The sequence below is a fragment of the Bradyrhizobium sp. LTSP849 genome, assembly GCF_000938255.1.
Lineage (GTDB): Bacteria > Pseudomonadota > Alphaproteobacteria > Rhizobiales > Xanthobacteraceae > Bradyrhizobium.
Map to the genome: position 1 here is coordinate 16,879 of NZ_JYMR01000007.1, position 25,035 is coordinate 41,913.

Below are 25,035 nucleotides of genomic sequence, written 5' to 3' on the forward strand. Positions count from 1 at the left end.
CCAAATATCAGGTTTTGGTGACGTTCAGCAATGCATCGCGTGGCGCCGCAGCGGTTTGGCTGGGACGGTTAACCAGAAAAAGCCCAGCAATTACAAGGACGGCGGCGGCCCCGAAAGCCAGGCTCAGGCTGTCGTGCATGATGAAATAGCTACCGACCACGCCAAACAAAGGGGTGATGAAGGTAAAAGCCGACAATTTGCTGGCCGAATAGGTCTTCACCAGCGCGAACCAAAGCGTGAACGTGGTTCCCACCACCCAGATCGCCTGGAAGGCCATCAGGCCGAGCGACAGCGGCGATGGCGTGTGGGTGATGGATTCCCCAAACAGCCAGGCGGCGGTGCCGAGGATCGGGATCGAGGTCGCGACCTGATAGCCCAGCGCCTTCTCAGGCGCGGCGAAGCGCAGCCGCGTGCCCTTGGCGACCAGCGTGGTCGCGGCCCACAGCGCGGCGCCGGCGACGATCAAGAGATCGCCGAGCAGGACGTGCGAGTCCACGTTGGCCTGCGGGACGCCGATCGCGAGGGCGACGCCGGCAAAGCTCACGGCCAGCCCCAGCCATTGCGAGGAGCCTAACCGCTCACCAAGCACCTGATAGGAACCGAGCGCGACGAAGAACGGCGCGGTGTACAGGAACACCACCGCACGCGACGCGGAGGTGAGACGCAGGCCCTGGAAGATCAGCACGAATTCGATGCCGAACATCAATCCTGCAAAAAGACCGGCCTTCCACGTGCCGTCGCGCTCGAAGAATTTGACGCCACGCACGGTGCCGATGATGAACAACACCGGCAACGCACCCATCGACCGGATCATCGCCTGAAGCATCGGCGGAATATCGGGCAGAACGAACTTCACCGCGATCTGATTGAAGCCCCAGGTCAGGCACAGCATGAGCATCAGGGCGATGGCACCGGCACTGAGGGGGCGACCGGCGGATTGGTTGACTTGAGGTGAGGACATTTCTTCCCGAAATCCGGCTTCGCGCCGTTGTTGCTTTAAGAGGTCTTCTGACAATGGGTACAGGTGCCCGTGATCTCGACCACGGATAATTTCGGCGCAAAGCCTGACGCACGCGCCGCGGCATTGAGGTCCTTGGCGAAGGACGCCGACGGGATCTCGCCGACCAGGCCGCAGCGCTCGCAGATCAGGAACGCCACCGCCGAGGTCGCGTCATGGTCGTGGGCGGCACAAGCGAGATAGGCGTTGCGACTTTCGATGCGGTGCACGAGACCGTTGGTTATCAAAAAATCGAGAGCACGGTAGACCGTGATCGGCGCCGGCCGCGGCATCGATTTGGCCAGTTCGTCGATCACCTCATAAGCCCCGAGCGGGCGGTGGCTGGAGAGCAGCGCCGCCAACACCTGGCGACGAATCGGCGTGAATTTCTGCGCGCGCTGCTCGCAAACCGCCTCGGCATGCGCCAGCGCGTCGGCGGTGCAGCGGCCGTGATCGTGGTCAGGCGTCGGAAATGCAGGCTTTGCGAGGGTCATGTGGCCCGCCTTCTAGCATTTCGGCTGGGGAACCCAAAGCGCAGCCACCGAACGGCTGCCAGCCATGCTCTTGCTGCGGGACAGCATCGCGTTAACCCGCCATGAAATAATCATAAGCTTGCTTATTATAGTCAAGCTCATTGGGGGAGACATTTATGACCCGCGGGTCCGTCGACCAGAACTTCCTGTTCACGCTTGGTGAACTCTACCGTCTCTTGCGGGTCTATGCCGACAAGGAGGCGTCGCGCTTCGGCATCACCCGCGCGCAATGGGCGGTGCTGTCCAAGGTCGAGCGCAGCGAGGGCATGAAACAGTCGGAACTCGCCGAGCTACTGGAGATGCAGCCGATCACGCTGACGCGCCTGATCGACAAGCTCTGCGACAGCGACTGGATCGAGCGCCGCAACGACGCCTCGGACCGCCGCGTCAAGCGCCTCTATCTGAAGAAGGCCGGCCGGACGTTGCTCGGTAAAATGAGCGGCCTGAAGTCGGAACTCACGGCGAACGCGCTCGACGGCATCAGTCCGGCGGACGCCCATCGCCTCCTCACCCAACTCGAAACCATCAAGGAAAACGTGCGTAACGCGATCCAGACGTCCGGAGCGGAACAAGCGCGTAAGGAGCAGCGCTATGGCTGATCAAGTTCTCAAATTCCAGCCCGAGCAGAAGATCGACAGCGGCAAGCCCACCAAGAAGGCCGGCACCGACCCACGCCGCCGCCTGGTCGCGGGCCTGCGGCGCTATCGCCGCTTCCTGCTGATGGTCGTGCTGCCGATCGTCGTCGCCATCGCCGGCTTCACCTTCTATCTCAATGGCGGCCGCTATGTCGGCACCGACGATGCCTATGTCGGCGCGCAGAAGGTTTTGGTGACGCCCGACATCTCCGGCAAGATCGAGAAGGTCGTCGTGAAAGAGGGGCAGATCGTCAACAAAGGCGACGAGCTGTTCGAGATCGACCCCGTGCCGTTCCGCCTCGCGGTGGACGAGTCCAAGGCGCAGCTCGCGCAGGCGCAGACGACCTATGACAACCTCCGCGCCAACATCAAGATCTACGGCGACATGCTCAACCTCGCCCAGCAGGGCGTCGACCTGAAGCAGCGCGACGTCGAACGCAAGCAGTCACTGGTGAAGAACAGCTTCGGCTCGCAGCTCGACCTCGACAACTCGGCGAATGCGCTGGTCACGTCCGGCTCGATCGCGCAGTACATCAAGCAGCAGATCTCGACCGCCAAGACCCAGCTGCTCGGCGATCCCGACCTGCCACTGGAAAAATTCCCGCCCTACGCGCAGGCCAAGGCAAAGCTCGACAACACCGAGCGCAATCTCGACCACGCCGTGGTGCGCGCGCCGATGGGCGGCGTGGCGACGCAGGTCGAACAGATCCAGCTCGGCCGCTACGTCTCCGCCGGCATGGCGGTGTTCTCCATCATCGACGTCGCCCATCCCTGGGTCGACGCCAATCCAAAGGAGAGCGACCTCACCCACGTCACCGAAGGCCAGCCGGTCACGCTCGAGGTCGACGCGTTTCCGAACCATGTCTTCAAGGGCAAGATCGGCTCGCTGTCGCCCGGCACCGGCGCACAATTCGCGATCCTGCCGCCGCAGAACGCCACCGGCAACTTCGTCAAGGTGGTGCAGCGCGTGCCGATCCGGATCTATTTCGACGAGACCGACAAATACGTGAAGAGGCTGAAGGCCGGCATGAGCGTCTATGCCACCATCGACACCGGCCATCAGCGCTCGCTCGCTGGCCTGTTCGGACTGTCGGCAACAGCTAGCCAGGACAAGGACTGATCCGATGGCGGAGTCCAATCCCGCCCTGATGGTCCCCGGCCTGCGCCGGAACATGGTGACGATCTGCGCCATGACCGCGACCATCATGCAGGCGCTGGACACCACCATCGCCAACGTTGCGCTGCCCTACATGCAGGGCACGCTGTCGGCCTCGCAGGACCAGATCAACTGGGTGCTGACCTCCTACATCGTCGCCGCCGCGATCATGACGGCGCCGGTGGGCTGGATCTCCAATCGCTTCGGCCGCAAGCGCATCTTCATCATCTGCGCCGCCGGGTTCACCTTCGCCTCCGTACTGTGCGGGCTGGCGCAGGACATCAACCAGATGGTGCTGTTCCGCCTGCTGCAAGGCGTGTTCGGCGCAGCCCTGGTGCCGCTGTCGCAGTCGGTCATGCTCGACTATTACACGCTCCAGGAACGCGCCAAGGCGATGTCGATCTGGGGCATGGGCGTGATGATGGGCCCCATCATGGGCCCCTCGCTCGGCGCCTGGCTGACCGAGACCTATTCCTGGCACTGGGTGTTCTTCGTCAATCTGCCGTTCGGCGCGATCACCGTGCTCGGGCTCTCCATCTTCATGGACGAGACCAAGCAGGATTCCAGCCTCAAATTCGACTGGTTCGGCTTCGCCGCGCTGGCGATCGGGATTGGCGCGCTCCAGCTCGCGCTCGACCGCGGCGAGCAGCTCGACTGGTTCGAGTCCGCAGAGATCCTGACCGAATTTGCCGTCTCCGCCGTCGCCTTTTACTATTTCTTCGCGCACTCCTTCACGACGTCGCGGCCGTTCATCCAATTCGCGCTGTTCAAAGACCGCAATTTCCTCACCGGCGTCATCTTCATGACGGTGATGGGGCTCGTGCTGTATTCGACGATGGCGCTCGCGTCGCCCTACTTACAAAACGTCATCGGCTATCCCATCATGACCGCCGGCGGCCTGCTCGCGAGCCGCGGCTTCGGCACCTTCTTCGCGATGATGATGGTCGGGCGCATCATGCGCTACATCGAGGCGCGCACGCTGATCATCTCCGGGCTGACGCTGACGGCGGCATCGCTGTTCCAGATGACCGGCTGGACCGACCAGACCCAGGTGCCGGAAATCGTGGTCGTCAGCGTGATCCAGGGGTTTGGCTTCGGCCTCGTCTTCGTTCCGCTTTCGACGGTCGCGTTCCTCACTCTGCCGAACCATCTGCGCACCGATGGCACCTCGATGCTGACGCTCTTCCGCAACGTCGCGAGCTCGGTCGGCATCTCCATCGTCATCGCCCAGCTGACCCAGGGCACGCGCAAGACCTATGCGATCCTGTCCGAGCACATCAACCCGTTCAATCACGCGCTCCAGATGCCCGACGTCAGCGGCATGATCAATCTGTCGACCGACGCCGGCCGCGCCATGGCCGACAGAATCGTTGGCCTCCAGGCGCAGATCATCGCCTTTGCGCGCGACTATCAGCTCGTGATGTTCTTCATCCTCTGCACCATCCCGCTTGCCTTCATGATCGGCTCGACCAAGGCCACACTGCGCAAGCAGACGGCGGCGCCGGAACATGCGGTGATGGAGTAACAGCAGGTGTCATGCCCCGGCTTGACCGGGGCATCCGCCCAGTACGCCGTGGCTTCTCGATTCAATCACTGGCGTCACGGACTACTGGGTCGCCCGGTCAAGCCGGGCGACGACAGCGCGTAGGTTGCGCTACCCTACCCCAAAATCTCCTCACAACCCAGATCCTCGACCGCCATCATCACCCGCTCCAGATTGTTCCACCAGATCAACGGTGGGATGTTGATGCTCCATTGCCAGACCGGTTTGGTGATGTGCCAGAGCACCGACGAGCGATAATCCTGGTCGAGCGCGCCGCGCGTGTAGCCGGTGACGCCGTGCGCGATCAGTGTCTCATGGTAGAGGTTGAGCAGGGGACGTTCGAGCGCCTGCCGGCGCTCCGGATACCATTGCATTGCCATCATGTAGGCGAGATCGCTGGTGGGAACATTGATGCCCCACAGGTCGAAATCGAAGATGCGCACGGTGTCGGCGACACCGGCACGCGGCAGCAGGAAATTCCAGGTATGAGCATCGCCATGGGTGATGCTGACGTGGCGGCGCGAATGGTAACGCTGGGACAGCCGGGCCGACTGCTCGACGAGGCGGCGGTAGAGCAGGCGCCGCTCCTCGCTGAGGCGGTCGCCGAGCAGATCGGCGAAGCGGTCGTAATGGCCGGCGAAGGTCTCCATGTGCGTCGCGCTGTCCTCAGTGCTCGCCCAGGTGCCGACGGTCTCGCCGAGGCTGGCATGATCCCACCAGGCCGCATGCAAACGCGCCAGCGTGGTGACGATCGCCATCATCTGCTCGCGTGAGGGCGGCAGCGGCCATTGGCTCGCAATCTCATGACTGTCGGTGAGGTCCTCGAGCAGGAGATGCCAGGCATGGCTTTCCTCGTCGAAATGCCCGTCGAAGCAACTCGGCACGAGCCCCCGCGGCATTTTTGGCGCAAGCTGCGTGTAGAAGGCCACCTCGTGCCGGCCGCCATTTGCAAGCGTCTTGGCGAAGTCAGCATGCGCGGTCTTGAGGATCAGGGATTGCGGGGCGCCGGCAGACTCCCCGACATAGCGTAGGCCGAGGCGAACGATATGTGACACGACGGTGTCACGCTCATGCAGCACCTTCACTTCACGGACGGCACCGGCGTCCAGCACGCCGGCCTTGCGTAGCGCGGCGGTGAGATAAGCCGGCTCGGCGACCGCCGGCAGTTGCGAATCTGTCATGAAAGCCACGATGCCCCCGTGCGGTGCCATACTGCACGATCAAAACCGCGGGCACCAGCGGGCTGACCGGGCGCCAAGCTACGCCGCCGCGGTCGAGTCGCGCACTGTCCGGACCACCACCGTGCGCAGCGATTCGAGGTTCGCCGCCATGCCGGCGATCGCCTGCCTGACCTCCGTGGCGCGCTCGTTCACCGAGGCGGCGTCGCGGCTGACATTGCCGATCTTGGTCGAGACGTCCTTCGCCGCCGAGGCCGACTCGGAAATCGACCGCGCAATCTCCCTTGTTGCGGCATCCTGCTCTTCCATCGCCGCGGCGACTGAGGTCGCGACGCCGTCGATCTCGACGATGTGACCTCCCATCGTCTCGACGGCGTCGACTGCGGCCTGGGTGGAGGCCTGGATCTCGGCGATCAGGCGCGCGATTTCCTCGGTGGATTTAGCGGTCTGGTCGGACAATGATTTCACCTCGGCGGCGACCACCGCGAAGCCGCGGCCCGCCTCGCCCGCGCGCGCCGCCTCGATCGTGGCATTGAGCGCCAGCAGGTTGGTCTGGCCGGCGATGCCGCCAATGAGGTCGGAGACCTCTGCGATCTTCTTCACCGAGTCGGCCAGCGTCTGGATGGTTGAGCGCGCCTGTTCGCGGCCTGCGACCGCCGATTTGGTGACCGTGCTGGTGCGCGCGACCTGGGTAGCGATCTCCCGGATCGAGGCGCTCAGCTCCTCGGCCGCGGCGGAGACGGTCTGCGAGCTGCTCAGGGCCTGGGTGGACACCGAGGCCACGGCCTGCGACTCCGAGGACAGCGAGCGGGCGATCTCGGACAGGCTGGAGGCAGCCCGTTCCACACCCGCGGCCGCAGCACTCGCGGTGTCGACGGAGCGGCCGGTCTCGCGCTCGACGGTCTCAGCCATTTGATGCAGGGCGCCGCGCTTGGCAGACGCCGCCTCCTGCTCCTTCTGCAATTGCTCCTCACGCAGCCGGGAATTCTCGACGGCGGCCTGCTTGAACACGAGGAGCGCCCCTGCCATCGAGCCGACCTCATCCTGACGGTGCGCGAAGGGGATGTCGGCGGCGAGATCGCCGGTCGCGAGCTTTTGCATCGCATCGGTCATGCGCACGATCGGGCGCACTACGCCGAGGGCAACACCGAGCAGGCCCGCGGCAATGAAGGCCAGGACGGCGGCGGAGACGCCCAGCAGGATGTAGAGGATCGAGCTGTCGCGATCCGCGGCCAGCTTCTCCATATCGGCATTCTGCTTGTTGGCGCTCTCGACGATGCTGTCGATGATAGCGCGATGCGCGGTATAGGCGTCCTTGAGCTGCGCGTAGGCGCGCTCGGCGGCGGCCGTGTCCTTGGCCTTGAGGGCCGGCAGGAGCTGATCGGACAGAAGCTTCCAGAATTTCTGTACTTCGGCGTCTGATTTCGACACCAGGGCGGTCTTCAGGTCGGCGGAGAGGCTCGAGGCGGTCCAGTACGCCTTACGCTCGTCGTAGTCCTTGCGGAGCTGGACCAGACGCTCACCATGAGCCGCCAGCTGATCCGGCTCGCGCATCGCCAGCGTCGCTTCGAGATAGGCCTCGATGACGTATTCCGGCGGCGGCAGGATATCCGCGATCAGATCGTTGCCGAGCTTGATGTCGGTGTAGAGCGGACCTCCGACCTTGAGCTCGCGCAGCGCATAGTAGCTGGTGGCAACCACGGCCGTGAAACCGACGGCCAGAACAATGCCGAACGCAATGATCGCGGAAGAAAGCGACAGACGTATTTTCATGGAACAATCCGGTAGCCCGCGTCGAATCAAATCGGACGTTAAGGGCTTGCGGTAAACACGGGATTGCTTCGCGCGGAAATTGTACTGAAACGACCCCGGCGAACTACGGGAAAATCGGCAACGCACTTCTCGTACAGCGCAGCGGTCGCGTGCGAAGACGGGGAAATAGCCCAAAGATAGTTTTGAGGACCGCCGCGTTGCAACATCAGGCCCGGTCAGATGTGTGGCGTGCCGACATCATCGTTGCCGCACACGCCATCGCATCCATCCTCACACGTCGAAGAACACTGTCTCCTCGCCGCCCTGCAAATGCAGGTCGAGGCAATACACCGCCTTACCGGCCTCGCGCACAGCGATCAGCGTGGCGCGGCGGTCGGCCGGCACCAGTGCCAGCACGGGATCGACGGCGTTGCCGGCCTCGTCGCCGAAGTAGATGCGGGTATAGAGATGCCGCAGCATGCCGCGGCCGAACACCGCCAGAACAATGTGCGGCGCCCGCGGCTTGCCGTCCGGATCCGGCACCACGCCCGGCTTGATAGTTTCGAAGGAATAATGGCCGTCCTTGTCGGTGCCGCAACGAGCGAAGCCGCGGAAGCTGGCATTCGGCAGCGCGCGCTTGTCCTGCGGATCGGCGAAGCGGCCCTGCGCATCCGCCTGCCAGATCTCGAGCATGGCGTCCGGCACGACGGCGCCGTCGCCGTCGAACACCCGGCCCTCGATGCGGACGCGATCGCCCGTGACGTCGGGCGTGAGCGTCGAGTTGGTGAAGGCGTCATTCCAGGCGTAGTCGCCGGTCGGTGTCAGGCCGTATTTGAAGAACGGACCGACGGTCTGCGATGGCGTGATTCCGTTGTCCTTTACGTTATCCTGCACGTTACTTGGTCTCCATGGGAGTGGCGTTCTTGCCGCGCAGCACGATGTCGAAGCGGTAGCACAGCGCCCATTCGGGCTTGGTATTCTCCAAGTCGAACGACGACACCATCCGCATCCGCGCGGCCTCGTCCGGCACCGAGTTGAAGATCGGATCGAACGGGAACAGTGGATCGCCCGGGAAATACATCTGCGTCACCAGCCGCGTGACGAAAGAGTGGCCGAACACCGAGAGATGGATGTGCGCCGGACGCCAGGCGTTGTGGTGATTGCCCCAGGGGTAGGCGCCGGGCTTGATGGTGACGAAGCGGTAGTAGCCGGAGGCATCGCTTTGCGTGCGGCCTGCGCCGGTAAAATTCGGATCGAGCGGCGCCGGATGCTGATCACGGACATGGACGTAGCGACCGCAGGCATTGGCCTGCCAGATCTCGACCAGCGAGTTCGGCACGCCGCGGCCGTCCTCGTCGCGGACATGGCCGTGCACGATGATGCGCTCGCCGAGCGGCTCGCCTTTGTGCTGGGTGGTGAGGTCGTTGTCGCCGTCGCGCACGGTCTCGTGGCCGTAGACCGGGCCGGTCAGCTCCGACAGCGTATGGCGCATCGGGATCAAGGGCTTGTTCGGCGCGCGCTTGATCGAGCTCTTGTATTCGGGCGACAGCGGCAGCGGATGCGCCTTGTTGCTGTCGACGGGGTAGATGAATGTCATTGGCGAACTCCTCCCCGGCGATTTCGGTCCAGCCGGTCAACGCTTCCGCCGATCATTATAGAATATAACTAATCTAGGGAAGTGAGTTTAGCAGGCCTCCTGCGCCCAACGCTATTTGATTGGCGGCCGCGGCAGCACGGCCTCTCCGTCCTCGAGCCGGTAGGTGTGGTCGAGCGAATACCAGGGCATTGCGACGGCCGCCGCGCTCGGATAAGGCGAATCGTGGCGCACGAACTTGCCGATCAGCGCTTGTGTCACGCCGAACTGCACGTCGCTGTCGATGTGCGGATCAGCGGGGTCGTAGACCTGCGAGATCAGCACCTTGAATCCGGGCTTGAAGATCAGGGCGTGCAGATGCGCGGGACGATAGGGGTGCCGGCTCTGCGCCTTCAAGAGGCGCCCGACCACGCCGTTGGTCGGAATAGGATAGCCAATCATCATCACCGAGCGGAACGAGAAGCGTCCATCCTGGTCGGTCGTGAACTTGCCGCGCAGGTTCATGTCCGCCTGCTCGGGATCCTGGTTCTCATAAAGACCGACCGGCGAAGCGTGCCAGACATCGACCTCCGCGCCGGCGACCGGGCGGCCGTCCTTGTCCACGACGCGGCCACTGACGAACAGCGGTGCCCCCGGAGTCTCGGAGCGGACGATCGATCCGCCATTCTCCATCCGCGGCGAGTTCAGCCGCCAGAACGGTCCGAGCAGCGACTGATCCGTTTCCGTGTTGCCCTGATCGCCATTGTTGAGCAGGCACACCAGCGGGGAGACGCCGAGCGAGCCCGCCATCAGCACGACTTCATTATGCGTGTCGGTCGAAAGCTTGCCGAGCTCCGCCACGATCGCCGTGGCGTCGCGGAATTCAGCCTCGGTCAGGCGAACATCGCGGACGAAGGTATGCAGGTGCTTGACCAGAGACACCATGATCTGGCGCAGCCGCGGATCGGACGTCCGCTCCATCACCGCCAATGCCGCGGCCGTGACGTCCTGCTCGCGCTCGATGATCATGAACGATCCCTGAATGCCCTCTCCCCGCAAGCGGGGAGAGGGAGAGAGCTTAATTCAGCTTCTCGATCGCGACCGCGACGCCCTGGCCGACGCCGACGCACATGGTGGCCAGTGCGAGCTTGCCGCCGCGCTTTTCCATGCCGTGCACGGCGGTGAGCGCGAGACGGGCGCCGCTCATGCCGAGGGGATGGCCGAGCGCGATGGCGCCGCCATGCGGATTGACGAAATCGGCATCGTCGGCAACGCCGAGCTGGCGCATGCAGGCGATACCCTGCGAGGCGAAGGCTTCGTTGAGCTCGATCAGGTCGAAATCGCTGATCTTCTTGCCGAGCCGCTCCATCAGCTTGCGGGTCGCAGGCACCGGGCCGATGCCCATGATGCGCGGCGGCACGCCGGCGGAGGCAAGGCCAAGGATGCGGGCGCGGGGCGTCAGGCCGTGCTTCTTCACGGCAGCCTCGGAGGCGAGGATCATCGCGGCGGCGCCGTCATTGACGCCGGAGGCGTTGCCGGCCGTCACCGTGCCGGGATTGCGCACGATCGGCTTCAGTTTGGTCAGGGCTTCGAGCGTGGTTTCGGGACGCGGATGCTCGTCCTTGTCGACCGTGATCGGACCGGCCTTGCCGCCGGGAATGGTGATCGGGATGATCTCTTCGGCGAAATAACCGGCTGCGATCGCCGCGCCCGCGCGCTGCTGCGAGCGGATCGCGAAGGCATCCTGGTCGGCCCGCGAGACCTGGAATTCCTCGGCGACATTCTCGCCGGTCTCCGGCATCGCATCGACGCCGTACTGCGCCTTCAGCAGTGGATTGATGAAGCGCCAGCCGATGGTGGTGTCAAAAATCTCGGCGGAGCGCGAGAAGGCTTCCTGCGCCTTGCCCATCACGAAGGGGGCGCGAGTCATGGACTCGACGCCGCCAGCGATCGCAAGCTCGATCTCGCCGGAGCGAATGGCGCGGCCGGCCGCACCGACCGCATCGAGGCCCGAGGCACAGAGGCGGTTCAAGGTCTGGCCGGGAACCGAATCCGGGAGGCCCGCCAGCAGCAGCGCCATGCGCGCGACGTTGCGGTTGTCCTCGCCGGCCTGGTTGGCGCAGCCGAAGAACACCTCGTCCACCTGCGCCCAATCGAGATTGGGGTGCTTCGCCATCAGCGCCTTGATCGGGGCAGCCGCGAGGTCATCGGCGCGCACCTTGGCGAGCGAGCCGCCGAAACGGCCGATCGGGGTCCGCACGGCATCGCAGATAAAGACGTCACGCATCGTTGTTCTCCCTGAATGCCGCGGTTCGGCCAGAATTCTTCAATGTCGGCGGAGTTTTAGGAGGGCGCCCGCGACAGGTCAATTGACGGTTTCGCGCGTGTTCCGAGGGGCGCGCACGCTCGCCACGCATGCCGCGGTGCGGACAACGTGGAAAACCCGCCGCTCCCGGCCAAAGCGGTAGGACCATGGGTCGAAATTTTGTAGGTTGCGCCGCTCATGACGATGCAACAGCCCATCCCTATACCGCCCCTCGATGACGTGCCCGCGCCGCAGGCGGAAGCTGCCGCGCGCGTCACGCCGATGATGGAACAGTACCTTGAAATAAAGGCCGGGCATCCGGGCCTGCTGCTGTTCTACCGGATGGGCGATTTCTACGAGCTGTTCTTCGAGGACGCCGAGATCGCCTCGAAAACCCTCGGCATCGTCCTGACCAAGCGCGGCAAGCATCAGGGCGCAGATATCCCGATGTGCGGCGTGCCGGTCGAGCGCTCCGAGGATTATCTGCACCGCCTGATCACCGCCGGCCATCGGGTCGCGGTCTGCGAGCAGACCGAGGATCCGGCCGCCGCCAAAGCGCGTGGCAACAAGAGCGTAGTGCGGCGCGGCGTGGTGCGGCTGGTGACGCCGGGCACGCTGACCGAGGACACGCTGCTCGATGCGCGCGCCAATAATTATCTGCTGGCGATTGCGCGGGCACGTTCGTCGGCCGGCGGCGACCGCTTTGGCCTCGCCTGGATCGACATCTCGACCGCCGAATTCATGGTGCTGGAATGCTCAGGCGGCGAGCTCGCCGCGACGTTGGCGCGCATCAATCCGAACGAGGCGATCGTCACCGACGCGCTCTATAACGACAGCGAGCTCGGCCAGACCTTGCGCGAGCTGCCGGCGGTGGCGCCGCTGACCCGCGACGTCTTCGACGGCGCCACCGCCGAAAAGCGCCTGTGCGATTATTTCGCGGTCGCGACCATGGACGGGCTCTCGCAGCTCTCGCGGCTTGAAGCCACGGCCGCTGCGGCCGCCGTCACCTATGTCGACCGCACCCAGGTCGGCAAGCATCCGCCGCTGTCGCCGCCCGCGCGCGAAGCCTCCGGTGCGACCATGGCAATCGATCCGGCCACGCGCGCCAATCTCGAACTGACGCGAACGCTCGCGGGCGAACGCCGCGGCTCGCTGCTCGACGCGATCGACTGCACGGTGACATCGGCCGGCTCGCGCTTGCTGGCGCAGCGTCTGGCGGCGCCATTGACCGATGCGGCGGCAATCGCGCGGCGGCTTGACGCGGTCAGCAGCTTCGTTGCGGATTCGGCCGCGCGCGAGGACATCCGCAGCATCCTGCGTGGCGCGCCCGACATGTCGCGCGCTTTGGCGCGGCTCTCGGTCGGCCGCGGCGGGCCGCGCGATCTCGCCGGCCTGCGCGATGGCATCATGGCGGCCGACCAGGCCTTGGCGCGGCTCGGCGAGCTCGAGCAGCCGCCGCATGAAATCGCAGCCGTGATGGCGGCGCTGCAACGTCCGTCCCGCGAACTCGCGGCAGAATTTGCCAGTGCGCTCGACGAGCAATTGCCACTGATCAAGCGCGACGGCGGCTTCGTTCGCCAGGGCTATGAGCCCGCACTCGACGAAACGCGCAACCTGCGCGACGCCTCGCGGCTGGTGGTCGCCTCGATGCAGGCGCGTTACGCCGATAATACGGGCGTGAAGGGTCTGAAGATCCGACACAACAACGTGCTCGGCTATTTCGTCGAGGTCACCGCGCAGCACGGCGACAAGCTGATGTCGCCGCCGCTGAATGCGACCTTCATCCATCGCCAGACGCTGGCGGGACAGGTGCGCTTCACCACCTCCGAGCTCGGCGAGATCGAGGCCAAGATCGCCAACGCCGGCGACCGCGCGCTCGGACTCGAGCTCGAGATTTTTGAGCGGCTCTCCGTGAAGGCGCTCGCGGTCAGCGACGATTTGCGCGCGGCCGCCCATGCCTTCGCGCTGCTCGACGTCGCAACGTCGCTCGCCAAGCTCGCGATCGATGAGAATTATGTACGGCCCGAAGTCGACGACTCCCTCGGCTTTGCCATCGAGGCCGGCCGCCATCCCGTGGTCGAGCAGGCCTTGAAGCGCAATGGCGAACCGTTCATTGCCAATGCCTCCGATCTCTCACCGGCGCCGGGGCAAAAGTCCGGCCAGCTCTGGTTGATTACCGGTCCGAACATGGCCGGTAAATCGACCTTCCTGCGCCAGAACGCGCTGATTGCGCTGCTGGCGCAGATCGGCAGTTTCGTGCCGGCGGCGCGCGCGCGGATCGGCATCATCGACCGCCTGTTCTCACGTGTCGGCGCCGCCGACGATCTCGCCCGCGGCCGCTCGACCTTCATGGTCGAGATGGTCGAGACCGCCGCGATCCTCAACCAGGCCGGCGAGCGCGCGCTCGTGATCCTCGACGAGATCGGCCGCGGCACCGCGACCTTCGATGGTCTCTCGATCGCCTGGGCCGCGATCGAGCACCTGCACGAGAGCAACCGTTGCCGCACGCTGTTCGCCACGCATTATCACGAGCTGACTGCGCTCTCCGCAAAACTGCCGCGGATGTTCAACGCGACCGTGCGGGTGAAGGAATGGCAGGGCAATGTCGTATTCCTGCACGAGGTGCTGCCGGGCTCGGCCGATCGCTCCTACGGCATTCAGGTCGCAAAACTCGCGGGCCTGCCGCCGGCCGTGATCACGCGTGCCAAATCCGTGCTGGCCAAGCTTGAAGCGCAAGATCGCGGCCAAACCGCACGCGCGCTCGCCGACGATCTGCCACTGTTCGCGGTGCCCTCGCGCGCCGCCGCCGAAGCTGCCCCGCCGAGCGAAGCCGAACTGCTGATGGAAGCGGTCAAGGCGCTGCATCCCGACGAGATGTCGCCGCGCGAGGCACTCGATGCGCTTTATGCGTTGAAGGCGAAGCTGCCGAAGCAATAGCGGTGCCGTAGGGTGGGCAAAGCGCAGCGTGCCCACCATGCAACGGCGAATTCGCGGACGGATGGTGGGCACGGCGCGCAAAGAGCGCGCCTTTGCCCACCCTACAATTACGCCGTCGCCAGCCGTTTCCGCCGCCCGTTCCACCACAGCGTCAGATTCCACACGACGCAGGTCGCGAGTCCAAGGCTCAGCCCGATCGCCGAGCCGAAGTTCGCCGCGCCAACGTGCAGCACGGCGATCGCCATCCCGAATCCGAGCAGGCCCCAGGCGGAATTGGCCAGCACCGCGGCTGTCGGCGGACCGCCGATGCGCGGATGCAGGATCGCCATCATGCTGGAGAACACGACCGGGTACAGCGCGATGATGCCGCTGATGCGGGGGCCGACCCAGCCCGAGGTCGAGACGACGATCGCGACGAGGGTTGCGACCAGCGCAGCCCGCATCGGCACATCGTACCAGCGCCGCGTCACCAGCGGCATCTTCACGTGGCGATAGCCCGCCAAGAGCGGAATGCAGATGCCGAACGCAATCAGGTTGGCGGCGAGCCCGGCGGTGAGCGTCCAGTCGAACTGCTTGATGATCGAGGCGAACACGATCCAGACCGCGAATGCGCTTCCATAACTCACCAGCATGCTGTGCCGCTGCGCCAGCACGACATAGGTGAGGCACATGAAGATCGTCGCCGCATTGACCGGCAGGCTCGACAGCGCACCCTGCGCGATGAAGGCGGCGTCATGGTCGAACGCGAGGAAGACGTAGGACGGGCCGGCCGAGACCGGCAAGGTCGCGATCAGCGCGCCGATCACCGGCCCCGAGCGTTCCGTGATGATCGACGCCGTCACGACGAACGCCGCCGCGATCGCCATGCGCAAGAGAAGGAAGAGGATGAAGTGGAGGTCGAGGGACATTTTCTTCTTCGTCGTCCCGGACAAGCGAAGCGCAAATCCGGGACCCATAACCACAGGCTTCGCTGTGTTGAACGGTGGTGGTTGCGACGAGCGCAAGCGCTCGCGCAGGGGTCCTGGCTTTCGCCAGGACGACACTGATGGCTACATCCGCTGCATCGACACCGAAACCTTCGGGCCGTTCTTGATGGTCTGATAGACCACGCAATAGCGCTCGGTGAGCTTCAGCAGCAAATCGAGCTTGTCCTGCGGCGCATCGGTGTCGACCTCGAAGCGCAACCGGATCTCGGCGAAGCCGACAGGGGTCTCCTTGTCGACGCCGAGCGTGCCGCGAAAATCGAGATCGCCCTCGGCGTAGACATTGCCGGTCTTCAGCGGCACCTCGATCGCGGTCGCGACCGATTTCAGCGTGACGCCGGCACAGGCGACGAGAGCCTCGAGCAGCATGTCGCCGGAGCAGAGCTCGAGGCCCGAGCCGCCGGTCGCCGGATGCAGGCCAGCCATTGCGATGGCGCGGCCGGTCTCGACCTTGCAGGCGATGCCTTCGCTGTCAGTCGAGCCCTTGGCCTTTAGCGTGATCATCGCGGTCTTGGGGTCGGTCTTGTAGCGCTCCTTGATCGGGGCCTGCATCAGGCGCAGTTCTGCGGCGTCCATCTTGTTCTCTCCCGGAAAAATCGCCTCTACGAAGTACTGGCTTGCGATGTACCGGCTCGGAGAGAAATTGTCACCACCACATGGCCTGACCGGGACCCTGGGTTGCGTCACGGTCGGGCACGCTGCGATCGAGCGAGCGGTCGAGTGACGTCAGCACACTTCGCTTGAAATTCTCGAACAGCGGCGAATTGCGGTCGCGTGGCCGCCCCAGATTGATCTCGATCTGGTCGAACAGCCGCCCCGGCCGCGGCCGCATCACCAATACGCGATCAGCCAGCACCACGGCCTCGTCGACGTCATGTGTGACGAGGATGAGCGTCGGCCGCATATCGGCCCAGAGATCGAGCAGGTGATCCTGGAGATCCCTGCGGGTGAAGGCGTCCAGCGCGGAGAACGGCTCGTCAAGCAGCAGCACCTCCGGCTGCGGCACCAGTGCGCGCGCGATCGCGACGCGCTGCGCCTGTCCGCCGGAGAGCTCGCGCGGCCAGGCCTGCGCCTTGTCGGCGAGACCGACGCGGGCGAGTGCACGCGCCACCTTTTCGCGCCGCCCCGTCGCGGGCACATCGGCAAGTCCAAAACCGATATTGTTGGCGACGCTGAGCCAGGGCAGCAACCGCGGTTCCTGGAAGATGATGCCGATCTTGGCATGCGGAGAAGCGATCGCTTCGCCGTCGAGCGTCACCGTGCCGGAGCTGGCGCGATCGAGGCCGGCGATGGCGCGGAGCAGCGTGGACTTGCCGCAGCCGGAGCCGCCGATGATGGCGACGATCTCGCCTTGCCTGACATCGGCGGCGAAACGCGCCAACGCGTGCACGCCGTTGGGATAGGTCTTGCTGACCCGGTCGAGCGCCAGCATCGCGTTACGCTCCCTTGGCGCGCCCGAAGGCGTCCTGCCAGCGCAGGAACGGCGCGGCCCCGACCTCGATCAGCCAATCGGTGAGCTTGCCGAGGATCGCGAAGATCACGATCGCGGCCAGGATCTGCGCGGGCTTGCCGAGCTGCTGGCCGTCGAGCAGGAGATAGCCAAGGCCTTCGGAAGCGCCGATCAATTCGGCCGCGACCACGAACATCCACCCCAGACCGAGGCCGACGCGCAAGGAGACGACATAGGCCGGCAGCACCGCGGGCAGCAGGATGCGGCGGATCATCGCCGGGCCGGAGAGACGGAAGGTGCGGCCGACCTCGACGATCTTGCGATCGACGGAAAGGATCGCGCCCATCACGCCGAGATAAACTGGGAAGAACACGCCGACCGCGATCAGCGCGATCTTCGAGGTCTCGAAGATGCCGAGCCACAAGATGAACAGCGGCACCCAGGCCAGCGACGGGATCGCGCGCAGCGCCTGCACGGTCGGATCGAGCAGCCGGCGCGCCAGCGACCAATAGCCGGAGATGGCGCCGAGCAGCGTGCCCGCGACGACGCCGAACGCGAAGCCAAGACCGACGCGCCACAGCGTCGCGCCGATGTGGTGGATCAGCTCGCCGGATCTGGCGAGGTCCGTGATGGTGGCAAAGACACGCGAGGGCGGCGGCACCAGCCGGCCGTTGGACCAGCCGGACCAGACCACGAGCTCCCAGCCAAGCGCAAGGATCAGCGGCAACAGCAGTCCCAGCACCGGCCGCGCATAGCGAGCGACGCGCGAGGGCGCTGCGGCGCTTTCGGCCGGTTCCGAAGACTGTTGCAGCACTGGCGCGTCGGAGATCATGGCCGGTAGGAAGCGCGTCTTCTGCGAGATTGCAACACTACTCTTGCAGCGCCCTCAGCCGGTCGTCCCGGCGAAGGCCGGGACCCATAACCACAGGGAGATGTGGTTACGGGGACTCGGAATGACCGTCTTTGCGCCAAACTACGCCCTGGGATTATGGGTCCCGGCCTTCGCCGGGACGACACCTGAATTTGCCGCGCGCGCTTGCCAACCTCAATTCGTCGGCAGCGGGACCTGGTCGTCGATCAACGCGTCCACCGTCGCCTTCACGTCCACCTTGGCGTCGACGACACCGGCCTGCTGCAAGGCAAGACCCGCGGCGAGGATCGACTCGCGCTGCGGCGCACCGATGCGGCTGTGGGTGAGCTCGGTGCGCTCCTTGAGCTGCTTGTCGACGACGGCGTCGGGCAGCTTGGTCACGGCGATGAAGGTCTTCTTCAGGTCATCGTAGTTCGCCAGCGAATATTTACGCGCCTCTTCATAGACCGCGAGCACGCGGCGGACGATGTCCGGATTGTCCTTCAGGAACTGCTCGCGCACATTGAGGATGCCCCAGGTGTTGGCATCGGCCTTGCGATAGAACAGTTTTGCGCCCTCCTCGACCTCGGCCTGCGCCATCATCGGATCGAGGCCGGCCCAGGCATCGACGTCACCGCGGATCAGCGCGGTCTTGCCGTCGGCGTGCTGGAGCAGCACCGGTGTGATGTCTTTTTCAGTGAGGCCTGCACCTAGCAGCGCGCGCACCAGGAAGATGTGCGGATCGGTGCCGCGCGTCACCGCGACACGCTTGCCCTTGAGATCCGCGACACTTGCGATCTTGGAATCCTTGCCCGTGACCAGCGCCGTCCATTCGGGACGTGAATAGACATAGATCGACTTGATCGGGTTGCCGTTGATGCGGGCGACCAGCGCCGCCGAGCCCGCGGTCGAGCCGAAATCGATCGAGCCGGCGTTGAGGAATTCGAGCGCCTTGTTGGAGCCGGCCGACTGCACCCAGGTGATGGTGATGCCGTCCTTGGCGAACTCCTTCTCCAGAAGTCCCTTCTGCTTCAGCACCAGCGACACCGGATTGTAGGTCGCCCAGTCGATGCGGATTTCCTTGAGCGGATCCGCCGCCCTTGCAGCGGGGGTTACGGCGAGCGCCACCGCCCCCGCCAGCAGAATGCGTCTTGAAATCCTGGTCATGCCCGGCCTCCTCCGAATTTCATTGTTTTTCAATGAGTTATATCTAGAGGTCAACGAGAAAATCCCACCCTTGAATGCGGGCCAGCCGAGAACAACTTTGCCCAAAGCCAGCCATTTCCAGCATGGAACGACTATTGCCAGAGAATGGCGGGTGACAGCGCCTGTCACCTCTTATATCCGGTGAGACATGGACAGCGTCACGACTGAGCCCAAGCCAGAGGTGGACGATCGCTTCGACACCGCGCGGATCACCGCCGCGGTCGACGCGCTTGCCGAAAAGCATCAGGGACGAGAGGACACGTTCCGCACTGCGACCGCACAACTGCTCAAGGGCGAACTGATGACGGCGCGCGCTGCGGCGCAAGCGATCCTGCTGAAAGACCGTCACGGCCGGCGCTGCGCCGAGCGGCTGTGTCATGTGCAGGACGAGATCATCCGCATCCTGTATTCGGCCGCGACCCGCCATCTCTACCGCTCGCCGATCCCGAGCGGCGCCGAGCGCATGGCGGTGGTCGCGACCGGCGGCTATGGCCGCGGCCTGATGGCGCCGGAATCCGACATCGATCTGCTCTTCATCCTGCCCTACAAACAGACCGCGTGGGGCGAGCAGGTCGCTGAAGCGATCCTCTATTGCCTTTGGGACATGGGGCTGAAGGTCGGTCACGCCACGCGCTCGGTCGACGAGTCGATCCGGCAGGCGCGCGGCGACATGACCATCCGCACCGCGATCCTGGAGACGCGCTTCCTCACCGGCGACCAGCCGCTCTATGACGAGCTGGTCGCGCGCTTCGACAAGGAAGTGGTGCAGGGCACCGCGTCCGAATTCGTCACCGCAAAACTCGCCGAGCGCGAGGAGCGGCATCGCCGCGGCGGCCAGTCGCGTTATCTGGTCGAGCCCAACGTCAAGGACGGCAAGGGGGCCTTGCGCGACCTGCACACGCTGTTCTGGATCGCGAAATACGTCTACCGGGTCCGTGACACCGACGAGCTGGTCGAGCACGGCGTGTTCGACGCGCAGGAATACCGCACCTTCCGCCGCTGCGCCGATTTCCTCTGGTCGGTGCGCTGCAACCTGCACTTCTATTCCGGACGGCCCGAAGAGCGCCTGTCCTTCGATCTCCAGCGCGAGATCGCGGTCCGGCTCGGCTACACCTCGCATCCCGGCATGCAGGACGTCGAGCGCTTCATGAAGCACTATTTCCTGGTCGCCAAGGAAGTCGGCAACCTCACCGCCATTCTCTGCGCCAAGCTCGAGGACCAGCAGGCCAAGCCCGCACCCGTGCTGAGCCGGATGATGGCACGCCTACGGCCGACCCAGGTGAAGCGGCGCGTACCTGACAGCGACGACTTCATTGTCGACAACAACCGCATCAATGTCGCCGCGCCCGACGTGTTCAAGCACGACCCGGTCAACCTGATCCGCATCTTCCGCCTGGCGCAGAAGAACAACCTCGCCTTCCATCCCGATGCGATGCGCGACGTGACGCGCTCGCTCGGCCTGATCAATGCGAGCTTGCGCGAGAACCCCGAGGCCAACCGGCTGTTCATGGAGATCCTGACCTCCGACAACGCCGAGATCGTGCTGCGGCGGATGAACGAGACCGGCGTGCTCGGCCATTTCATCCGCGCCTTCGGCAAGATCGTCTCGATGATGCAGTTCAACATGTATCATCACTACACCGTCGACGAGCACCTGATCCGCTGCGTCGGCTTCTTGCAAGACATCGAGCGCGGTGGCCTCGAGGAGTTCACGCTTGCGAGCGACCTGATGCGCAAGATCAGGCCCGAGCATCGCTCTGTGATCTATATCGTGACGCTGCTGCACGACATCGCAAAGGGAAGGCCCGAGGATCACTCGATCGCCGGCGCCAAGGTCGCGCGACGGCTCTGCCCGCGGCTCGGCTTCAGCGCGGCCGACACCGAGCTCGTGGCCTGGCTGATCGAGGAGCATCTGACGATGTCCACGGTCGCGCAGTCGCGCGACCTGTCCGATCGCAAGACCATCGAGAATTTCGCCGCCGTGGTGCAGTCGGTCGAGCAGATGAAGCTGCTGACGATCCTCACCACCGCCGACATTCGCGGCGTCGGCCCGGGCGTGTGGAACGGCTGGAAGGCGCAGCTCTTGCGTTCCCTGTATTACGAGACCGAGCCGGTTCTGACCGGCGGTTTCTCGGAAGTCGACCGGGGAAAACGCCTCGTGGCCGCGCACGCCGAATTCCGCATGGCCTTCGCCGAATGGCCGAGCGACGAGCTCGACGCCTATATCGGCCGGCACTATCCGGCCTATTGGCTAAAGGTCGAGCTGCCGCGCAAGATCCGCCATGCCCGCTTCGTCCGCTCCAGCGAGCAGGCCGGCCACAAGCTCGCGATCAATGTCGGCTTCGACGAGGTCCGCGGCGTCACCGAATTGACGATCTTCGCGGCCGACCATCCCTGGCTGCTCTCGATCATCGCCGGCGCCTGCGCCTCGGCCGGCGCCAACATCGTCGACGCCCAGATCTACACCACGACCGACGGCCGCGCGCTCGATACGATCTCGATCTCCCGGGAATACGACCGCGACGAAGACGAGGGCCGGCGCGCCACCCGGATCGGCGAGATGATCGAGGACGTGCTGGAAGGCAAGCTGCGCCTGCCCGAAGTGGTGGCGCGGCGCACCGTGCGCAGTAAGGCGCGGCCTTTCACCATCGAGCCGGAAGTGACCATCAACAATCAATGGTCCGACCGCTACACCGTGATCGAAATGTCGGGCCTTGACCGTCCCGGCCTGCTTTACGAGCTGACCACCGCGATCTCGAAGCTCAACCTCAACATCGCCTCGGCCCATGTCGCGACCTTCGGCGAACGCGCCCGCGACGTGTTCTACGTCACCGATCTTCTCGGTGCCCAGATCAACGCGCCGACCCGCCAGTCTGCGATCAAGAGCGCGCTGACCCATGTGATGGCAGGTGAGAAGGCGGTTCAGCCGGCGGCGTGAGGGGGGAACCTAAACCTCGACGCCTTCATGCCGCAGCAGCCAGCGCTTGCGTTCGAGGCCGCCGCCATATTTCACCAGCGAGCCATTTGCGCCGATCAGGCGGTGACAGGGCAGCACCACGCTGATCGGATTGGAGCCGTTGGCGTGGCCGACGGCGCGAATGGCCCTGGGCATGTCGATCTTTGCAGCGAGCGTGCCATAGCTGAGCGTGGTGCCGACAGGGATTTGCGCAAGCGCGGTCCAGACCTTTTGCTGGAACGATGTGCCGGCGATACGCCATGCGATCGACGAGAGCTGCGCAAGGTCGCCCGCGAAGTAATCCGACAACGCGGCCTTCATTGCAGCCGGCGCGGCCTGCTCGCGCAGGTCCACCGCACCGTAGTGCAGGCGCAGCAGCTCGCGCATGCGGTGCTCGTAGTCCTCCCAATCGAGCGCGCGCAGTGCGCCCTCGGTATCGGTGACGAGCAATGCGATCCCGATCGGCGTGGTCAGCCGATCAAGGCCAAAGCTCTCTGATGGACGCGCTGATCGGCTGGCCATTGCGACACCATTGCATTGAAACACACGTCGCACTTGCCATGCCGGCCATGCTACCGTCCACCCGAAAGCTGACGCTTTTGGGGGGAGCTCAACTTGATTCTGATCGCCAATGTCCTGGTGGCGCTGGTCGCCGCACTGCACGCCTACTTTCTGATCCTGGAGATGTTTCTCTGGGACAAGCCGCTGGGCTTGAAGACATTCCACAACACGCCGGAGAAGGCCGAGATCACGAAGGTGCTGGCCGCCAATCAGGGGCTCTATAACGGCTTCCTCACCGCCGGCCTGATCTGGGGCCTCGTTCACGGCAACCCGGCCTTCGCGTTCCAGATCAAGGCGTTCTTCCTGATCTGCGTGATCGTGGCCGGCGCCTATGGTGCGGCAACGGTCAGCACACGCATCCTGATCGTGCAGGCGCTGCCGGCGGCGATCGCGCTGGTCGCGCTGATCTTAGCCTAAGACTCTTGGCCTGAGACGCTTCGGCGCAGCGCCACGATCCTTGCGCCGCGCCGGACCTTCCTCCACAATCTTCGGCAGCGATGGCGACCGTTGCAATCAACGGAACAAGACCATCGGTCGAAAATTCCGTCAGGAGGAACATTCCAACATGAACAATCGCAGAGCCTTCCTAGCTGCCACGACGGTGCTCGCCTTCGCGTTCTCCGCAGGCCAAGCCCTTGCACAGAAGAAATACGACACCGGCGCGAGCGACACCGAGATCAAGTTCGGCCAGACAGTGCCGTTCTCCGGCCCCTATTCCGCCTATGCCAATATCGGCAAGTCGGAGCTCGCCTACTTCGCCATGATCAACGACAAGGGCGGCATCAACGGCCGCAAACTCAACCTGATCCAGTATGACGACGCGTATTCTCCGCCCAAGACGGTCGAGCAGGTGCGCAAGCTCGTCGAAAGCGATGAGGTGCTGTTCACCTTCCAGGTGATCGGGACGGCCGCCAACGCCGCTGTGCAGAAATATCTCAACAGCAAGAAGGTGCCGCAGATGCTTGCCTCGACCGGCGCCTCGCGCTTCACCGATCCGCAAGGCTATCCGTGGACGATGGCCTTCAACCCGAATTATCAGTCCGAGGCCCGCATCTACGCAAAGTACATTCTAGCCAATCACCCCAACGCCAAGATCGGTATTCTCTATCAGAACGATGACATGGGCCGCGACTACGTCGCGGGCCTCAAGAGCGGGCTCGGGGAGAAGGCGAGCATGATCGTCGGCGAAGTGCCCTATGAGGTCACCGACCCGACCGTCGATTCGCAGATCGTGAAGCTGAAATCGATGGGCACCGACCTGCTGTTCGATGCCTCGACACCGAAATTCGGGGCGCAGGCCATCAAGAAGCTCGCCGACCTCGGATGGAAGCCGGTTCACATCCTCGACATCAATGCGAGCCCGATGTCGGCGACGCTGAAGCCTGCAGGCCTCGATATTTCCAAGGACATCATCTCGACGGCCTACGGCAAGGATCCGGGCGACCCGCAGTGGAAGGACGATGCCGGCATGAAGGCCTATTTCGCCTTTATGGACAAATATTTCCCGGAAGGCGACAAGCTCAACACCATCAACACCTATGGCTACTCGGTGGCTGAGCTCATGACGCAGATTCTGCGCCAATGCGGCGATGATCTCACCCGTGAGAATCTCATGAAGCAGGCCGCCAATGTGAAGGACTTCGTGCCGAGCCTGGGGCTGCCTGGCATCAAGGTCAACACGAGCCCGAGCGACTTCCGCGTCAACAAGCAGATGCAGTTGATGAAGTTCAACGGCGAGCGCTGGGAGCTGTTCGGCCCGATCATCGAGGATACGGGCCCGGCGGGTTAACGACACATCGTAGGGTGGGCAAGGCGCGCAAGCGCCGTGCCCACCCTGCGAATTCACCGACTTACTTCGGTATCTCCCCAAAATTCTTCCCCACCGGCAGCACCGCGTGCCGGATCAGTCGCGAATCTTCCACCGCTGCCTGGCGATGCTTCACCGCTTCGCGGTAGACGGGATCTCGGATCATCTCGACGAAGGCGGCGACGCTTGGGTATTCGGCGATGAAGCAGTGGTCCCAGCGCTCAGTCTCGGGACCGATCAGCATCAGCTCGAATTTGCCCTGCCAGACGATGCGACCACCGAGGCGCTCGAACACCGGGCCGCTCTCGCGACCATAGGCCGCATAGGCTTCCGCGCCGGAAGCTTTCCGGCCGTCCGTATAGGCTGCTTCTTGGCGTAAGCGAACCAGATTGAGCATGTGGATCGGGCCCGGGCGGTCGTTCTCCCGGAATTGCGCGAAAACTTCCTTGGTCGGATCGATATGGCCCATGCGGGTTCCCTCTTCTTTTGTGCCGGCGATCTTAGCTCCGGCGTCAGACGAGCGGAACTGCGGCGGGCGAATGCCGCACCTCCTAATCACGTGTTAAGCTCTGGGTAACCGGGCCTTAAACAGCCACCGCTAGCGTGCGGCGGG

The 25,035-nt window shown here is 64.4% G+C and carries 22 protein-coding genes; 7 read left to right on the top strand and 15 right to left on the bottom strand.

The genetic code is table 11. The features are described from left to right. Window positions 1-7: 7 nt before the first annotated feature. Both UB31_RS06095 and UB31_RS06100 read right to left on the bottom strand, forming a co-directional pair. Window positions 8-961, bottom strand: coding sequence for a DMT family transporter (locus UB31_RS06095; protein WP_045010206.1), 954 nt, complete (start codon window positions 959-961; stop codon window positions 8-10). Between the two features lie 35 nt (window positions 962-996). Further along, window positions 997-1,491 carry a Fur family transcriptional regulator gene (locus UB31_RS06100; protein ID WP_045005934.1) on the bottom strand — a complete coding sequence of 165 codons (495 nt, stop codon included), beginning with the start codon at window positions 1,489-1,491 and terminating at the stop codon, window positions 997-999. A gap of 155 nt (window positions 1,492-1,646) precedes the next feature. Here UB31_RS06100 and UB31_RS06105 point away from each other — a divergent pair, with 155 nt between their 5' ends. From UB31_RS06105 to UB31_RS06115, 3 genes are read left to right on the top strand one after another with little or no spacing between them, the layout of a single operon-like run. Continuing rightward, entirely contained in the window at window positions 1,647-2,129 is a 483-nt protein-coding gene (locus tag UB31_RS06105; RefSeq protein ID WP_045005935.1) for a MarR family winged helix-turn-helix transcriptional regulator, read from the top strand. Continuing rightward, a complete protein-coding gene (locus UB31_RS06110) occupies window positions 2,122-3,285 on the top strand; it encodes an HlyD family secretion protein (RefSeq protein ID WP_045010207.1) in 1,164 nt (387 codons plus the stop codon). The genes UB31_RS06105 and UB31_RS06110 overlap by 8 nt, the downstream gene beginning before the upstream one ends. Window positions 3,286-3,289: 4 nt before the next feature. Then, window positions 3,290-4,846, top strand: coding sequence for an MDR family MFS transporter (locus tag UB31_RS06115; RefSeq protein WP_045005937.1), 1,557 nt, complete (start codon window positions 3,290-3,292; stop codon window positions 4,844-4,846). 134 nt (window positions 4,847-4,980) lie between these two features. On the opposite strand, the gene UB31_RS06120 is transcribed toward UB31_RS06115, so the two are convergent. From UB31_RS06120 to pcaF, 6 genes are all read right to left on the bottom strand, one after another. Further along, a complete protein-coding gene (locus UB31_RS06120; protein ID WP_045010208.1) occupies window positions 4,981-6,075 on the bottom strand; it encodes a phosphotransferase in 1,095 nt (364 codons plus the stop codon). 48 nt (window positions 6,076-6,123) lie between these two features. Continuing rightward, window positions 6,124-7,815: a methyl-accepting chemotaxis protein gene (locus UB31_RS06125; protein WP_045010209.1), complete on the bottom strand. Its 1,692-nt coding sequence runs from the start codon at window positions 7,813-7,815 to the stop codon at window positions 6,124-6,126. 270 nt (window positions 7,816-8,085) lie between these two features. Further along, window positions 8,086-8,688, bottom strand: a complete 603-nt coding sequence (gene pcaG, locus UB31_RS06130; protein WP_045010210.1) for a protocatechuate 3,4-dioxygenase subunit alpha — start codon at window positions 8,686-8,688, stop codon at window positions 8,086-8,088. Between the two features lies 1 nt (window position 8,689). Further along, complete coding sequence (pcaH, locus tag UB31_RS06135; protein WP_045005941.1) at window positions 8,690-9,391, bottom strand: protocatechuate 3,4-dioxygenase subunit beta; 702 nt, start codon at window positions 9,389-9,391, stop codon at window positions 8,690-8,692. 111 nt (window positions 9,392-9,502) lie between these two features. Continuing rightward, complete coding sequence (locus tag UB31_RS06140; RefSeq protein ID WP_045010211.1) at window positions 9,503-10,396, bottom strand: dioxygenase family protein; 894 nt, start codon at window positions 10,394-10,396, stop codon at window positions 9,503-9,505. A gap of 49 nt (window positions 10,397-10,445) precedes the next feature. After that, complete coding sequence (gene pcaF, locus UB31_RS06145) at window positions 10,446-11,654, bottom strand: 3-oxoadipyl-CoA thiolase (protein WP_045010212.1); 1,209 nt, start codon at window positions 11,652-11,654, stop codon at window positions 10,446-10,448. A gap of 216 nt (window positions 11,655-11,870) precedes the next feature. Between pcaF and mutS the strand changes: the two genes are divergently transcribed. Beyond that, window positions 11,871-14,609 (top strand): DNA mismatch repair protein MutS, encoded by a 2,739-nt coding sequence (gene mutS, locus UB31_RS06150; RefSeq protein ID WP_045010213.1) that lies wholly within the window; start codon window positions 11,871-11,873, stop codon window positions 14,607-14,609. Between the two features lie 107 nt (window positions 14,610-14,716). Here mutS and UB31_RS06155 read toward each other — a convergent pair whose 3' ends face one another. From UB31_RS06155 to UB31_RS06175, 5 genes are all read right to left on the bottom strand, one after another. After that, window positions 14,717-15,517, bottom strand: a complete 801-nt coding sequence (locus UB31_RS06155; RefSeq protein ID WP_045010260.1) for a hypothetical protein — start codon at window positions 15,515-15,517, stop codon at window positions 14,717-14,719. 141 nt (window positions 15,518-15,658) lie between these two features. Next, on the bottom strand, window positions 15,659-16,168 hold the full coding sequence (locus UB31_RS06160; protein ID WP_045010214.1) for an OsmC family protein: 510 nt from the start codon (window positions 16,166-16,168) through the stop codon (window positions 15,659-15,661). A 70-nt stretch (window positions 16,169-16,238) separates the two neighbouring features. Next, the gene (locus UB31_RS06165; RefSeq protein ID WP_045010215.1) at window positions 16,239-17,024 is read right to left on the bottom strand and encodes an ABC transporter ATP-binding protein; all 786 of its coding nucleotides are present in this window, start codon (window positions 17,022-17,024) and stop codon (window positions 16,239-16,241) included. A 4-nt stretch (window positions 17,025-17,028) separates the two neighbouring features. After that, the gene (locus tag UB31_RS06170; RefSeq protein ID WP_045010216.1) at window positions 17,029-17,874 is read right to left on the bottom strand and encodes an ABC transporter permease; all 846 of its coding nucleotides are present in this window, start codon (window positions 17,872-17,874) and stop codon (window positions 17,029-17,031) included. Between the two features lie 213 nt (window positions 17,875-18,087). Continuing rightward, a complete protein-coding gene (locus UB31_RS06175) occupies window positions 18,088-19,059 on the bottom strand; it encodes an aliphatic sulfonate ABC transporter substrate-binding protein (protein WP_045010217.1) in 972 nt (323 codons plus the stop codon). 187 nt (window positions 19,060-19,246) lie between these two features. Here UB31_RS06175 and UB31_RS06180 point away from each other — a divergent pair, with 187 nt between their 5' ends. Continuing rightward, window positions 19,247-22,036 (top strand): [protein-PII] uridylyltransferase, encoded by a 2,790-nt coding sequence (locus UB31_RS06180; RefSeq protein WP_045010218.1) that lies wholly within the window; start codon window positions 19,247-19,249, stop codon window positions 22,034-22,036. Window positions 22,037-22,045: 9 nt separating this feature from the next. Here UB31_RS06180 and UB31_RS06185 read toward each other — a convergent pair whose 3' ends face one another. Continuing rightward, the gene (locus UB31_RS06185) at window positions 22,046-22,576 is read right to left on the bottom strand and encodes a methylated-DNA--[protein]-cysteine S-methyltransferase (RefSeq protein WP_045010219.1); all 531 of its coding nucleotides are present in this window, start codon (window positions 22,574-22,576) and stop codon (window positions 22,046-22,048) included. 99 nt (window positions 22,577-22,675) lie between these two features. Here UB31_RS06185 and UB31_RS06190 point away from each other — a divergent pair, with 99 nt between their 5' ends. Next, entirely contained in the window at window positions 22,676-23,032 is a 357-nt protein-coding gene (locus UB31_RS06190) for a DUF1304 domain-containing protein (RefSeq protein WP_082078422.1), read from the top strand. Window positions 23,033-23,180: 148 nt separating this feature from the next. Beyond that, window positions 23,181-24,404, top strand: a complete 1,224-nt coding sequence (locus UB31_RS06195) for an ABC transporter substrate-binding protein (RefSeq protein WP_045010261.1) — start codon at window positions 23,181-23,183, stop codon at window positions 24,402-24,404. Between the two features lie 61 nt (window positions 24,405-24,465). Here the strand turns inward: UB31_RS06195 and UB31_RS06200 are convergent, their stop codons facing one another. After that, window positions 24,466-24,891 (bottom strand): DUF1330 domain-containing protein, encoded by a 426-nt coding sequence (locus tag UB31_RS06200; protein ID WP_045010221.1) that lies wholly within the window; start codon window positions 24,889-24,891, stop codon window positions 24,466-24,468. Window positions 24,892-25,035: the final 144 nt, after the last annotated feature.